The sequence below is a fragment of the Pseudomonas sp. NPDC088322 genome (genome assembly GCF_044740745.1).
Taxonomy (GTDB): Bacteria; Pseudomonadota; Gammaproteobacteria; order Pseudomonadales; family Pseudomonadaceae; genus Aquipseudomonas; species Aquipseudomonas shirazensis.
In genome coordinates this window covers 401,461-415,880 of sequence record NZ_JBIURK010000006.1, presented here as the reverse complement: position 1 = coordinate 415,880, position 14,420 = coordinate 401,461, and the positions used below count along the sequence as shown (strand labels likewise).

Genomic DNA, 14,420 nt, shown 5'->3' with positions numbered 1-14,420 from the left:
GAGAGTAGGTCATCGTCAAGATTCATTTCGCAAAACCCCTATCTGCGCGAGCAGGTAGGGGTTTTGTCTTTTCCGGGATCCGGAAATCTGGGGCTACATAGCGGCCCCCATCGCACCACCCCCGCCCATGATATGGTTCCCCCCAGGACGAACGCCTTTCAGAGAGAGCGCAATGGCAGATACCCGCTTGCACCCCGGCTTCATGATTGTTCACGGCAACCGCCTGGACGACCTGCGCAGCCTGGTGGTGAGTATGATGCGCCGCTTCCCTCTGGCCCCGTTGGAAAACGAAGTCGCCCTGGTGCAAAGCAATGGCATCGCCCAATGGCTGAAACTCGCCCTGGCCGAAGACCCACAAGACGATGACAGCGGCGGCTGTGGCATCGCTGCCGCCATCGATGTGCAATTGCCCGGTACCTTCATGTGGCAGCTGTACCGCAAGGTGCTCGGCCGCGACGAAATCCCCGAAGTATCCCTGCTCGACAAGGCCCCACTTACCTGGCGCCTGATGCGCTTGCTGCCGGCACTGATCGAGCGCCCGCACTTCGAGCCGCTACGGCGCTTTCTGACTGACGACAGCGACCTGCGCAAGCGCTACCAGCTGGCCGAGCGCCTGGCTGACCTGTTCGACCAATATCAGGTCTACCGCGCCGACTGGCTGCAGGATTGGGCAGCCGGTAAGCATGTTCTCAACACCGCCCGCGCCCAGCGCAAGCCACTGGCTGCCGGCAACTGCTGGCAGGCCGAACTGTGGCGGGCGTTGCTCGAAGATGTCGGCCAGGCCGGTATGGAGCAGAGCCGTGCCGGCGTGCACCAGCGCTTTATCGAGCGTATGAACAGCCTCGAGCAGCCGCCCAAGGGCCTGCCAGCGCGAGTCATCGTCTTTGGTATCTCGTCCCTGCCGGCGCAGGCACTCGAGGCTCTGGCGGCGTTGGCCCGTTTCAGCCAGGTGCTGCTTTGCGTGCACAACCCATGTCGTCACCACTGGGGCGATATCGTTGCCGACAAAGACCTGCTCCGTCACCAGTACAAGCGCCAACAGCGCAAGCAGGGCATGCCCCTGCAACTGGACGACGAGAGCCTGCACCAGCATGCTCACCCGTTGCTCGCTGCCTGGGGCAAACAGGGCCGTGATTACATCAACCTGCTCGACAGCTACGACGACCCTGCCAGTTACCTTGGCGTGTTCAACGAAGGCCGCATCGACCTGTTCAGTGAGGCCCAGCCAGGCAATCTGCTCAATCAGTTGCAGGATGACATCCTCGAGTTGCGGCCATTGGCCGAAACCCGCGAAGTCTGGCCCGCAGTGGACCCGACCAAGGACCGCTCGGTCAGGTTTCACATCGCCCACAGCGCCCAACGTGAAGTCGAGATCCTCCACGACCAACTGCTGGCCCGCTTCAGCGCCGATCCTACTCTGCGCCCGCGCGATATCATCGTCATGCTGCCGGCCATCGATGACTACGCCCCGCATATCCGCGCGGTGTTCGGCCAGCTCGATCGCCACGACCCGCGCTATATCCCGTTCACCCTGACCGATCAGGGCCAGCGTGGCCGTGACCCTTTACTGATCGCTCTTGAGCATCTACTCAAGCTGCCCGACAGTCGCTTTGCCGTTAGTGAAGTACTCGATCTGCTCGATGTGCCCGCACTGCGCGCGCGCTTCGCCATTCAGGAAAGCGACCTGCCGACCCTGCATCGCTGGATCGAAGGCGCCGGCATCCGTTGGGGCCTGAGTGCCGCCCAGCGCGCCAGCCTCGGCCTGCCCGAAGGGCTGGAGCAGAACAGCTGGCGGTTTGGCTTGCGCCGGATGCTGCTCGGTTACGCAGTGGGCGTAGGCGAGGGCTGCGATGGCATCGAGCCCTACGACGAGATCGGCGGCCTCGATGCCGCCTTGATCGGGCCGCTGGTGGCGTTGCTCGATGCGCTTGATGTGGCCTGCGTCGAGCTCGCGCAAGCGGCTACAGCAGTTGAGTGGGGCGAGCGCCTGAATGCACTGCTGCAGGTGTTTTTCCTCGCCGAAAACGAGCATGACGAGTTTCTCCTGGTACAGCTTCAGGACCTACGCGACACCTGGCTGCAAACCTGCGATACGGTCGCCCTGCACGAGCCACTACCACTGACGGTAGTGCGCGAGGCGTGGCTGTCAGGTCTCGATCAAGGCAAGCTTTCGCAACGCTTTCTCGCCGGCTCAGTAAACTTCTGCACGCTGATGCCGATGCGAGCGATCCCCTTCCGGGTGGTCTGCCTGCTGGGCATGAACGACGGCGATTACCCACGAGCCCAGCAGCCGCTGGATTTCGACCTGATGGCCAGTGACTACCGCCCAGGCGACCGCTCGCGCCGTGAGGATGACCGCTACCTGCTGCTCGAGGCCCTGCTGTCTGCCCGCGACCAGCTGTATGTCAGCTGGGTAGGGCGCAGCATCCGCGACAACAGCGAGCGGCCGGCCTCGGTCCTGATCGGCCAGTTGCGCGATCACCTGGCCGCCGGTTGGCAAGTCGCCAACGCCAAGCCAGGCCTGCGCGAAGACGCCGGCCAGCAACTGCTGCACGGCCTGACTCAGGAGCACCCGCTGCAGCCGTTCAGCCAGCGCTACTTCCAGAAAGGTAGCCCGCTGTTCAGTTACGCCCATGAGTGGCAACTGTTGCATCAGGCCGAGGCTGCCACACCGCCCGCAGACGACACGCTAGCGCCCTACGTCAATGACGAGCCGCTGAGCCTGACCCAACTGCAGGACTTTCTGCGTCACCCGGTGCGGCATTTCTTCCGCCAGCGCTTGAAGGTGTTCTTCGAGTCACTCGAGGCACCGACCCCGGACGAAGAACCGTTCGTGCTCGACGCACTGCAGCGCTACGGCCTCAGCGAAAGCCTGCTGGATGCCGCCCTGGCTGACCCAGGCAACGCCGAATCGGCCCTGTACGCCCAGGCGCGCCGCCTGCAAGGCCATGGCCTGCTGCCGTTGGCCGGTTTTGGCGAGATCCTTCAGGCCGAGCTGATCGAGCCCCTGCCCAATCTGCTGCAACGTCATCGACACCTGCTGCAACGCTGGCCGAGCCTGGTCGAAGGCGCGCTGCCGATTCACTTCGAGCATGGCCGCGAGCGCCTGCAAGGCTGGCTTGGGCGGGTGTATCAGGCGGCCGACCAAAGCCTGCTGAGCATCACTACCATCCCCAACACCATCAGTGCCGGGCGTAACAACCTCAAGCGCCATCGGCTGATTCCGACCTGGGTCATGCACCTGGCTGGCTGCGCTGCCGGCTACCCGCTGCACAGTGCACTGGTGGCCAGCGACCTGACCCTGCTGCTGGAACCTTTGCCACAGGCTGAGGCCAGTGAGCGGCTTGCTGATCTGCTGGTCGCACGCCAAGCCGGCATGAACGCGCCGCTGCCGGTGGCGGCCAAGACCGCCTTCGCCTGGCTCGGCCAGGACGACCCGGACAAGGCCTTGGCCGCTGCCGCCCGGGCCTACGAAGGCGACGGCCAGAACAGCTTTGGCGAACGCAGCGAAAGCCTCGCCCTGGCGCGCCAGTTCCGCGACTTCGCCGCACTCAGCGCCGATGAAACCTTTGAAGGCTGGTGTGAAGCCCTGTACCGCCCCCTGTTCGCCGCGCCCTGGCAAACCCAGGGCAATCCGGAGAGTGCCGCATGACCCAGGCCCGCCCCTTGGCCTTGAGCTTCCCGCTGCATGGCAGCCAGCTGATCGAAGCCAGCGCCGGTACCGGCAAGACCTTCACCATCTCGGCGCTGTACCTGCGGCTGATCCTCGGCCATGGCGATGTGCACGGCTTTGGTCGCGAGCTGTTGCCGCCGCAGATCCTCGTGGTGACCTTTACCGATGCGGCCACCAAAGAGCTGCGTGAGCGCATTCGTACGCGACTGGCCGAAGCCGCACGGTTCTTCCGTGACGAGCTGGGCGACGCCGACCCGCTGCTGCAGATGCTCCGTGCCGACTACCCGGCAGAGCTCTGGCCACGTTGCGCCAGCCGCCTGGAAGTGGCCGTACAGTGGATGGACGAAGCCGCCGTGTCGACCATTCACGGATGGTGCCAACGGATGCTGCGCGAACACGCCTTCGACAGCGGCAGCCTGTTTACCCAAAGTCTTGAGACCGATCACAGCGAACTGCTCGGCCAGGTCATGCGCGACTACTGGCGGCGCTTCTGCTATGGCATGCGCGGCGAGTCCCTGAACTGGGTACGCGGCAACTGGGTCAGCCCCGATGCCTTGTTGCCGCGCCTGCGTCCGCTGTTTGGCCGTGTCGCCAGCAGCGCCGATGATATCGAGCCGCAGGCACTGATCGAGACCACTCTGGAGCAACGCGCGCAGCAGCTGTGCCAGCTCAAGGCGCCTTGGGGCGTCTGGGCCGACGAGTTGCAGCAGATCTGCCACGCGGCGGTTGCGGCCAAGCACGCTGATGGGCGCAAGCTGCAGGCGCGTTACTTCGAGCCGTGGTTCGAAAAACTGCGCGCCTGGGCCGGTGACGATCAGGTCCTCGAACTGGATCTGGGCACTGGCTTCACCCGCCTGACTCCAGCCGGCATGGCCGAAGCCTGGAAGCAGGGTGACCCACCCGATCACCCGGCCCTGCGCGCCATGGAAACCCTGCGCCAGCAGCTACAAGGCCTGGCCAGCCCCGAAGTGCCTTTGCTCGAGCATGCCGCCAGTTGGGTGTCGGCACGCTTCGAGCAGGAGAAGCGCCGGCGCGCCGAGATGGGCTTCGACGACATGCTCCTGCGCCTGCAGCACGCGCTCAATCAGGAGTCCGGCGAACGCTTGGCCGCGCTCATCCGCGAGCAGTTCCCGGTCGCCCTGATCGACGAATTCCAGGACACCGACCCGGTCCAGTACGGCATCTTCGAGCGCATCTACCAGATCAGCCAGAACCACGCCGAAACCGGCCTGTTCATGATCGGCGACCCGAAGCAGGCGATCTACGCTTTCCGCGGTGCCGACATCTTTACCTACCTGGCGGCCCGCCGCGCCACTGCCGGGCGCCTGCACAGCCTGGACACCAACTACCGTTCCAGCAAAGCCATGGTCAGTGCGGTCAACCGCCTGTTCCTCGCCGCAGAAGGGCGTAGCAGTGGCCGCGGCGCATTCCTGTTCCGTGAGGGGCAAGACAATCCCTTGCCGTTCATCGAGGTCCATGCCAAGGGCCGCAGCGAGCAACTGCTGATCAACGACCAGCCATCCGCCGCGCTGCATTGCTGGCGGCTGGACAGTGACGAACCGGTGTCCAGTACCCTCTATCGTCAGCAACTGGCCGCCAGCTGCGCCAGCCATATCGTCGGGCTGCTCAACGGTGGTCAACAGGGCGTCAGTGGATTCAAAAAAATCGATGGCAAACTCAGGGCGTGCCTGCCTTCGGATATCGCCATCCTTGTGCGCGACGGTCGCGAAGCGCAGCTGGTCCGCGCCGAGCTGGCAGCGCGCGATGTGCGCAGTGTGTACCTGTCGGACAAAGACTCGGTGTTCGCCGCCCAGGAGGCGCACGACCTGCTGGCTTGGCTCAAGGCCTGCGCCGAACCCGACTCCGAGCGCCTGCTCAAGACCGCCTTGGCCAGCCCGACCCTCGAGCAGTCACTGCTTGAACTCGAGCGGCTGAATCAGGACGAGCGGGTCTGGGAAGACTGGGTCATGCGCTTCCGCCAGTACCGCGAAACCTGGCAGCGCCAGGGCGTATTGCCGATGCTGCGGCGCCTGCTGCATGACTTCGAACTGCCGCGCCGGCTGATTGCCCGCAGCGACGGCGAGCGGGTGCTGACCAATTTGCTGCACCTGGCCGAACTGCTGCAGCAGGCCGCTGGCGAACTGGATGGCGAGCAAGCCTTGATCCGCCATCTGGGCGAGAACCTGGCCGGCTCCGGGCAGGCGGGCGAAGAGCAGATCCTGCGCCTGGAAAGCGACGAGCAACTGGTCAAGGTCGTGACCATTCACAAGTCCAAGGGGCTTGAGTATCCGTTGGTGTATCTGCCGTTCATCTGCACCAGCAAGCCGGTCGATGGCCAGCGCCTGCCGCTGATCTGGCACGACAGCGACGGCCACGCGCACCTGACCCTGACACCCGACCAAGAGCAGATCGAGCGCGCCGATGATGAGCGCCTGGCCGAAGATCTGCGCTTGCTCTACGTCGCCTTGACCCGCGCCCAGCATGCCTGCTGGCTCGGTGTCGCCGACCTCAAACGCGGGAACCAGAAACACTCCCTGCTGCATCGCTCGGCTCTGGGCTATCTGCTCGGCGGCGGCCTGCCGCTGGCCTCGTCGGCACAGCTGGCCGAGTGGCTGCAAAGCCTGCAAGCGAGCTGCGCGGATATCGTCTGTGAAGAGCTGCCTGGCGCAGACGAACAGCGCTATCTGCCCCCACAAGATGGTCACGAGCTGATTGCTGCGCGCAAGCCACGCCGGGCTGCGGCAGAGAACTGGTGGATCGCCTCCTATAGCGCCCTGCGCATGGGCGACCAGAGCCTTGCCGGTGACAGCTCGCTGGCCCAGCAGCTGACCGATGACGAGCGCATCGACGCCCAGCAGTTGCGTGATATCCCGGCTCAGAGCGGCGACATTCATCGCTTCCCACGCGGGCCCAATCCTGGCACCTTCCTGCACGGTCTGCTCGAGTGGGCCGGGCGTGAGGGCTTCGCCGAAGTCAGCCAGCAGCCTCAGCTCATCGAACATACGGTCGGCCAACGCTGCAACCGGCGCGACTGGAAAGGCTGGATCCCGGGCCTCACCGAGTGGCTGCAGCATCTGCTGGTCGAGCCGCTGCCGTTACATGGCGAGGATCGCCAATTGACCTTGGCGCACCTGCAGCAGTATCAGATCGAGATGGAATTCTGGTTTGCCAGTCACAAGGTCGATGTCATCGAGCTTGATCAGTTGGTGACCCGGCATACCCACGGCGGCGCCGCGCGTGCCGCCGCCGAGCCGAGCCAGCTCAATGGCATGTTCAAAGGTTTTATCGACCTGGCCTTCGAGCTGGACGGCCGTTATTACGTGACCGACTACAAATCCAACTGGCTCGGCCCGGACCTGCACAGCTACAACGCGCTGGCCATGGAACAGGCGATTCTCGATCACCGCTACGACCTGCAGTACGTGCTCTACTTGCTCGCGCTGCACCGCCAGTTGCGCGCGCGCATGCCCGACTACGATTACGACCGCCATGTCGGCGGTGCGCTGTTCATCTTCCTGCGTGGCGCCAGCCGGGCAGGCCACGGGGTGTATTTCAGCAAGCCGCCACGTGAGCTGATCGAAGCCCTCGATGCCCTGTTCCGCGGTGCCCCGGTACCGGCACAGCAGGACCTGTTTGCCGGAGCCGCGCCATGAGCCGCCGCCTTGAAGACCTGTTGCCAACCCCCCTGCAAGCCGAGCAGCTGGCTGCCTTGGCGCCGCTGCAGAGCAGCCATGACCTGCTGATCCTGCTCGACCGCTGGGTTGAGCGCGGCTGGCTGCGCGCGCTCGACCGCGCACTGGTGGGTTTTCTTGAAGAGCGTGCGCCCGGCAGCGATCCGCTGCTGTTGCTCGCCGCTGCCCTGGCCAGCCACCAGTTGGGTCACGGGCATGTCTGCCTGGACCTCGCCCAGACCCTGGCCGAGCCGGACTTCGCCCTGTCGCTGCCACCGGAAGGTGATGCCCTCGACGGGCCATTGCTGCTGCCATCCCAACTGCTGACCAAGCTCGATCAGCACACCTGGTGCGAGCGCATCGCAGCCAGCCCGCTAGTGGCCACTGGCAATACGCCAGGGCACAGCGCGCGACCACTGGTCCTCAGCGGCTTGCGCCTGTACCTGCGCCGCTACTGGAGCTACGAGCGGCAGATCGACAACGCGCTGCGCCAGCGCCTGGCAGCGGATCAAGTCATCGCGCCAGCGCTGCCGGAACGGCTTGAGCAACTGTTCAAGGGTGGCGCGCCGCAAGGCCAGGTCGACTGGCAGAAACTCGCCTGCGCCTTGGCTACCCGCGCCTCGTTCAGCATCATCACCGGCGGCCCCGGCACCGGCAAGACCACAACAGTGGTGCGCCTGCTGGCACTGCTGCAAGGGCCTGCGGTGGAGCAGGGCAGGCCGCTGCGGATTCGCCTGGCAGCGCCCACCGGCAAGGCCGCTGCGCGCTTGACCGAGTCGATTGGCCAACAGGTCGAGTTGCTTGAGGTCAGCGCTGAGGTCCGCCAGCAGATTCCGACCGACGTCAGCACCGTGCACCGCTTGCTCGGCAGCCGCCCAGGCTCGCGCCATTTCCGCCACCATGCTGGCAACCCGTTGCCACTGGATGTGTTGGTGATCGATGAAGCATCGATGATCGACCTGGAGATGATGGCCGTGCTGCTCGACGCCTTGCCACCGTCGGCGCGGCTGGTGCTACTGGGTGACAAGGACCAGTTGGCCTCGGTCGAAGCCGGTGCAGTGCTCGGTGACCTGTGCCGCGACGCCGAGGAGGGTTTCTATTCGGCGGCCACCCGCGCCTGGCTGGAGCAGGTCGGCGGACAGTCCCTGCAGGACCGCGGGCTAACCCCCGGCGACGCCGAGCAGCACCCACTTGCGCAGCAGGTGGTGATGTTGCGCCACTCGCGGCGTTTTGGTGAAGGCAGCGGGATCGGTCAGCTGGCCCGCCTGGTCAACCGCCAGCAAGCTCAGGCGGCGCGCGAACTGCTGACGCAAAAGCTCGACGACGTGCAAGGCCTGTCGCTGCAAGGCGAGCATGATCGACGTTTCGACAGACTGCTGCTCGATGGCCTTGATCGCGGCACCGACGGCCCACAGGGCTACCGCCATTACCTGCGCAACATCGGTCGCCTGCGCCCCCCGCCCGCGACCGCAGCAGACGACCCGCGCTGGGAGCAGTGGGCCGGCCAGGTGCTGCACAGTTTCGAGGAGTTCCAGCTGCTCTGTGCTGTACGCAAGGGGCCGTGGGGCGTGCAGGGTCTGAACGAGCGCGTCACCCGCGTGCTGCACAACGCTGGTCTGATCGACAGTCAGCAGCCGTGGTACGAAGGCCGGCCGGTGCTGGTCACCCGCAACGACTATGGTCTGGGCCTGATGAACGGCGATATCGGCATTGCCCTGCGCCTGCCCGACGAGCGCGGCGTCGCCTTGTTGCGCGTGGCCTTTGCGCGTAACGATGGCAGTGGCGGGGTGCGCTTCGTGTTGCCCAGCCGGCTCAATGAAGTCGAAACCGTCTATGCCATGACCGTGCACAAGTCGCAGGGCTCGGAGTTCAGCCACACCGCTCTGGTGCTGCCGGACACGCTCAATCCGGTGCTGACCAAGGAGCTGGTATATACCGGCATTACCCGCGCCAAGCACTGCTTCAGCTTGATCGAGCCGCGTGCGGGAGTATTCGAAGAGGCGGTTGAACGCCGCGTGCGGCGCATCTCCGGCCTGATGTTGGAGCAAGGCTGACGTTCTGCCGCAGCGGCAATATGCTATCGTTGCGGCATCATCTGACAAGATTTTGAGAAAATTCCCACATGGTGGCTGTCTCGACCTGGGCGCGCGCAACGGGCGCTGCGCTTGCCCTGCTGCTCGCTGCCCTGTTGCTCTACGCCAGCCCCAGCCGGGCAGAGCCCGCTGCCAGCGCCGCCCTGGCGCAGCAGCGGGGCAAGGCCGTGACCCAGGTGGTGTTGGGCATTTTCAGCTACGCGCGCTGGCCCAGTGAGCCGGCTCCGTTGCGGCTGTGCCTGATCGGCCCGACCGAATACGCCGATGACTTGATCAAGGGCACCGAGCAGAACTCTGGCAAGCCGCTGCAGACCCGTCGCCTTCTGGCCGACGATCCGCAAACCGCCGGTGCTTGCGATGCGGTGTATATCGGCAAGCTCGACCGTGGCCAGCGCGAGCGGTTGTTCCATGCCCTCAGCGGCCGGCCGGTGCTGAGCATCAGCGAAGCAGACGACCCCTGCACGGTCGGTAGCCTGTTCTGCCTGCGCGTGAGCGACGAGCAGGTAACCTTCGAGGTCAACCTCGATTCGGTAGCCCGCAGCGGTGTGCGTATCCACCCCAGCGTGCTGCAGCTGTCGCGTCGCCGCGCGGTGCAGCCATGATCCGCTCAGCCAGGCGCGACCGCCGGCCGACCCTGCGCGCTGTGCTCGGCCGCGGGCATTTGGGCGTGGCCCTGCTCGCGGTCGGCCTGGCTGGCCTGTGCGTGACCCTGCTTGGCGTGCTGGCCTTGCGCGTATATGCCAATCAGAACCTGCACCTGATCGCGCGCTCGATCAATTACACAGTCGAAGCCGCGGTAGTGTTCGACGACAGCGCCGCCGCCAACGAGTCACTGGCGCTGATCGCCGCCAACGAAGGCGTGGCCGACGCCAAGGTGTTCAACAACGAGGGTGAGCTGCTGGCCCACTGGCAAAGGCCCGAAGACGGCGTGCTGGCGCCGCTGGAACGGTCGCTGGCAAGCAGCTTTCTGGTCGAGCCGGTGCACATGCCGATTCTCCATCAGCAACAGCAGGTCGGCCACATCGAAGTCACCGGCCAGGGCCGCAGCGTATTGCGCTTTCTGCTCAGCGGGCTGACCGGCATCCTCTTGTGCATGCTGCTCAGCGCCTGGGTTGCCAGCCACTGGTCGCGGCGCCTGTTCGGCGACATCATCCGACCTCTGCGCAACCTTGCCAGCGTCGCCCACGCCGCCCGCCGCGAGCGCAGCTTCGACCGCCGCGTACCGGAAACCCACATCGCCGAGCTCAACGAGCTGGGCAACGACTTCAATGCCCTGCTCGACGAACTGGAGAACTGGCAGAACCACCTGCGCAGCGAGAACGCCACCCTGGCCCATCTGGCCAGTCACGACAGCCTGACCGGGTTGCCGAATCGCGCTTTCTTCGAGGGGCGCCTGAGCCGCACCTTGCGCACTGCCGAGCGTCACCAGGAGCATCTGGCGCTGCTGTTCATCGACTGCGATCACTTCAAGCAGATCAACGACAGCCAGGGCCATGCCGTTGGCGACGAGGTGCTGGTCACCGTTGCTGCGCGGGTGCGTGCGCAGTTGCGCGAGCATGATCTGGTCGCGCGGCTGGGCGGTGATGAGTTCGCGGTATTGCTGACCCCGCTGCAATCCTGCGAGGACGCCCAACGGATTGCCGAGAAGATCGTTGCCAGCATGAAGCTGCCGATAGCCCTGAACGATGGCACCAGCATCAGCGCCTCACTCAGCGTTGGCATCGCGTGTTACCCGGACGATGGCCATGACCCGGCCAGTCTACTCAATGCCGCTGATGCGGCGATGTACCAGGCCAAACGCGCACGCCGCGGCCAGTGGCATGTGGCGCATACGGAAAGTAGCGCCGCAGATTTTGAAAAAAGGAGCTGATCGTGTTGCAACTGTTTGTACGTTTGCGCCTGCCTTGCATGGCAGTGTTGTTGAGTCTGCTGGCCTTGAGCGGTTGCCAGAGTGTGCCACCGCCGGGACTGACTGCCGAGCAGATCGCCGTGCTCAAGCGCGAGGGCTTCACCCCCACCGATGATGGATGGAGTTTCGATCTGTCCGGCAAAGTGCTGTTCGGCAGTGACCTGGACAGCCTCAACAGCCAGAGCCGAACCATCGTCGAGCGTATTGGCCGGGCCTTGCTCAGCGTCGATATCCAGCGTGTCCGCGTCGACGGCCACACCGATGCCTCGGGCAAAGCGGCCTACAACCAGCAACTGTCCGAACGCCGCGCCCAGAGCGTGGCCAAGGCGCTGATCGAGATCGGCATGCAACCGCAGAACATTCAAAGTCGCGGCCTCGGCAGCAGCCAGCCAGTCGCCGACAACCGCACCAGCGCCGGGCGCACGGAAAACCGCCGGGTGTCGATCGTGGTGGCGTCCAACTGAGTCAGTCCTGGGCGAAGCGCATCTCGCGTGATTCGCCTAGCAACAGCGGCGCATTGGCCTCGGTCACCTCGCGGATGTAATCCCACAACAGGGTAATCCGCTTGAGCTTGCGCAAATCCTCCCGGCAGTACATCCAGAACTGCCGGGTAATCGCGATCTCCTCCGGTAACACTGTCACCAGCCGTGGATCCTGTGCAGCCAGGAAGCATGGCAGAATCGCCAACCCCCGCCCTTGCAGCGCAGCCGTGTACTGGGCAATGACGCTGGTGCTGCGCAGGTGGGCGTGGGCGTTGGGGATCAGGTTGGCCAGGTACAGCAGCTCTGAACTGAAGGCCAGGTCGTCGACGTAGCTGATGAACGGGTGCTCGGCCAGGTCGCTGACCTGGCGGATCGGCGCGTGGTTGTCGAGGTAGTCCTGGGTGGCGTACAGGCGCAGGCGGTAGTCGGTCAGCTTGCAGCACACGTAGGGGCCATGTTCTGGGCGCTCGAGGGCGATAACGATGTCGGCTTCGCGCTTGGACAGGCTGATGAAGTGCGGTAGCGGCAGGATGTCCACGGTGATCGCCGGCCAGGCGTCGACGAAGTGGCTCAGTTGCGGGGTGACGAAGAAACTGCCGAAACCTTCGGTGCAGCCCATGCGCACGTGCCCGGACAAGGCCACGCCGGAGCCTGATACCTGCTCGCAGGCCATGTGCAGGGTGCTCTCGACGGATTCGGCGTAACCGAGCAGGCGCTGGCCTTCGTTGGTCAGGACAAAGCCATTGGTGCGCGACTTTTCGAACAGCAACGTGCCCAGCGCCGCCTCCAGCGAGCTGATTCGCCGCGACACCGTGGTGTAGTCGACATTCAGCCGTTTCGCCGCGCTGCTGGCCTTGCGCGTGCGCGCCACTTCAAGAAAGAACTTCAGGTCATCCCAGTTCAGCGAACTGAGGGAGGTAAGGTCTTTTTGCATGATGATCCGGTTTTTATGTGCGTTCTTATTGGATGTTTGCACATCTATACTCGAAATCAGCGCCTCGACGCCAGCCCCGCCTGGCGATCTCGTCTCCCACAATAATTCCAAGGAACGCGCAGATGAACGCACCCCAATCCCCGACCCAGACTCAGATTGAGCAGGTCAAGCTGCTGATCGACGGCCAATGGGTCGAGTCGAAAACCACCGAATGGCGCGATGTCGTCAACCCGGCTACCCAGCAAGTGCTGGCGCGGGTGCCGTTTGCCACGGTCGACGAGATCGATGCCGCCGTCGCTGCCGCCCAGCGTGCATTCGCCAGCTGGCGCGACACGCCGATCGGGGCGCGCATGCGCATCATGCTCAAATTGCAGGCGCTGATCCGCGAGCACAGCAAACGCATCGCCCAGACCCTCAGCGCCGAGCAGGGCAAGACCATTGCCGACGCCGAGGGCGATATCTTCCGCGGCCTGGAAGTGGTCGAACACGCAGCGTCGATTGGCACCCTGCAGATGGGTGAGTTCGCCGAGAACGTCGCTGGCGGCGTGGACACCTACACGCTGCGTCAGCCGATCGGCGTCTGCGCCGGGATCACCCCGTTCAACTTCCCGGCGATGATCCCGCTGTGGATGTTCCCGATGGCCATCGTCTGCGGTAACACCTTCGTCCTCAAACCGTCCGAACAGGACCCGCTGTCGACCCTGATGCTGGTCGAGCTGGCGCTGCAGGCCGGGGTGCCGGCCGGTGTACTCAACGTGGTCCACGGCGGTAAGCAGGTGGTAGATGCGATCTGCACGCACAAGGACATCAAGGCAATCTCGTTCGTCGGTTCGACCGAGGTCGGTACCCACGTCTACAACCTCGGCAGCCAGCACGGCAAGCGCGTGCAGTCGATGATGGGGGCCAAGAACCACGCGGTGGTGCTGCCTGACGCCAACCGCACGCAAACCATTAACGCCCTGGTCGGCGCTGCTTTTGGTGCCGCCGGGCAACGCTGCATGGCCACCTCGGTGGCGGTGCTGGTCGGCAAGGCCCGCGAGTGGCTGCCGGACATCAAGGCTGCCGCCAGCCAGCTCAAGGTCAACGCCGGTTGCGAGCCAGGCACGGATGTTGGCCCGGTGGTCTCGAAACGGGCGAAGGAGCGCGTGCTGGGCTTGATCGAAAGCGGCATCGCCGAGGGCGCCAAGCTGGAGCTGGATGGCCGTGACGTCAGCGTGCCGGGCTATGAGCAAGGCAACTTCGTCGGCCCGACGCTGTTCTCCGGGGTCACCACCGAGATGCAGATCTACACCCAGGAAATCTTCGGCCCGGTGCTGATTACCCTTGAAGTCGACACGCTCGACGAGGCCATCGCCCTGGTCAACAGCAACCCGTTCGGCAACGGCACCGGCCTGTTCACCCAGAGCGGCGCTGCGGCGCGCAAGTTCCAGAGCGAGATCGACGTCGGCCAGGTCGGCATCAACATCCCGATCCCGGTGCCGGTGCCGTACTTCAGCTTCACCGGTTCGCGCGGCTCCAAGCTCGGCGACCTCGGCCCGTATGGCAAGCAGGTGGTGCAGTTCTACACTCAGACCAAGACGGTCACGGCCCGTTGGTTCGATGACGACAGCGTCAACGACGGCGTCAACACCACCATCAGCCTGCGCTAAGGAGGCTCC

General features: G+C 64.8%; 8 protein-coding genes. 7 read left to right on the top strand and 1 reads right to left on the bottom strand.

Annotated features, from left to right (window positions below; genetic code table 11):
* Positions 1-172 precede the first annotated feature (172 nt).
* The 6 genes from recC (at position 173) to ACIOAU_RS18385 (ending at position 11,810) form a co-directional block, all read left to right on the top strand.
* Positions 173-3,652, top strand: a complete 3,480-nt coding sequence (gene recC, locus ACIOAU_RS18410) for an exodeoxyribonuclease V subunit gamma (RefSeq protein WP_312391576.1) — start codon at positions 173-175, stop codon at positions 3,650-3,652.
* Complete coding sequence (gene recB / locus ACIOAU_RS18405; RefSeq protein WP_401183771.1) at positions 3,649-7,326, top strand: exodeoxyribonuclease V subunit beta; 3,678 nt, start codon at positions 3,649-3,651, stop codon at positions 7,324-7,326. The genes recC and recB overlap by 4 nt, the downstream gene beginning before the upstream one ends.
* Entirely contained in the window at positions 7,323-9,398 is a 2,076-nt protein-coding gene (recD, locus tag ACIOAU_RS18400; protein WP_401183768.1) for an exodeoxyribonuclease V subunit alpha, read from the top strand. Before recB ends, recD begins: the two co-directional genes overlap by 4 nt.
* 68 nt (positions 9,399-9,466) lie before the next feature.
* Complete coding sequence (locus ACIOAU_RS18395; protein WP_181089741.1) at positions 9,467-10,039, top strand: YfiR family protein; 573 nt, start codon at positions 9,467-9,469, stop codon at positions 10,037-10,039.
* Positions 10,036-11,307, top strand: coding sequence for a diguanylate cyclase domain-containing protein (locus ACIOAU_RS18390; RefSeq protein ID WP_401183765.1), 1,272 nt, complete (start codon positions 10,036-10,038; stop codon positions 11,305-11,307). The genes ACIOAU_RS18395 and ACIOAU_RS18390 overlap by 4 nt, the downstream gene beginning before the upstream one ends.
* Before the next feature lie 38 nt (positions 11,308-11,345).
* Entirely contained in the window at positions 11,346-11,810 is a 465-nt protein-coding gene (locus ACIOAU_RS18385; protein ID WP_150570711.1) for an OmpA family protein, read from the top strand.
* Position 11,811: 1 nt separating this feature from the next.
* On the opposite strand, the gene ACIOAU_RS18380 is transcribed toward ACIOAU_RS18385, so the two are convergent.
* Complete coding sequence (locus ACIOAU_RS18380; protein ID WP_101322117.1) at positions 11,812-12,762, bottom strand: LysR family transcriptional regulator; 951 nt, start codon at positions 12,760-12,762, stop codon at positions 11,812-11,814.
* Between the two features lie 122 nt (positions 12,763-12,884).
* On the opposite strand from ACIOAU_RS18380, the gene ACIOAU_RS18375 reads away from it, so the two are divergent.
* The gene (locus ACIOAU_RS18375; protein ID WP_401183761.1) at positions 12,885-14,411 is read left to right on the top strand and encodes a CoA-acylating methylmalonate-semialdehyde dehydrogenase; all 1,527 of its coding nucleotides are present in this window, start codon (positions 12,885-12,887) and stop codon (positions 14,409-14,411) included.
* Positions 14,412-14,420 lie beyond the last annotated feature (9 nt).

Excerpts from the sequence above, each read along its gene's own strand:
- recB (WP_401183771.1), top strand. The coding sequence starts at position 3,649 with ATGACCCAGGCCCGCCCCTTGGCCTTGAGCTTCCCGCTGCATGGCAGC.
- ACIOAU_RS18375 (WP_401183761.1), top strand. The coding sequence starts at position 12,885 with ATGAACGCACCCCAATCCCCGACCCAGACTCAGATTGAGCAGGTCAAG.
- ACIOAU_RS18390 (WP_401183765.1), top strand. The coding sequence starts at position 10,036 with ATGATCCGCTCAGCCAGGCGCGACCGCCGGCCGACCCTGCGCGCTGTG.
- recC (WP_312391576.1), top strand. The coding sequence starts at position 173 with ATGGCAGATACCCGCTTGCACCCCGGCTTCATGATTGTTCACGGCAAC.
- ACIOAU_RS18395 (WP_181089741.1), top strand. The coding sequence starts at position 9,467 with ATGGTGGCTGTCTCGACCTGGGCGCGCGCAACGGGCGCTGCGCTTGCC.
- recD (WP_401183768.1), top strand. The coding sequence starts at position 7,323 with ATGAGCCGCCGCCTTGAAGACCTGTTGCCAACCCCCCTGCAAGCCGAG.
- ACIOAU_RS18380 (WP_101322117.1), bottom strand. The coding sequence starts at position 12,762 with ATGCAAAAAGACCTTACCTCCCTCAGTTCGCTGAACTGGGATGACCTG.
- ACIOAU_RS18385 (WP_150570711.1), top strand. The coding sequence starts at position 11,346 with ATGGCAGTGTTGTTGAGTCTGCTGGCCTTGAGCGGTTGCCAGAGTGTG.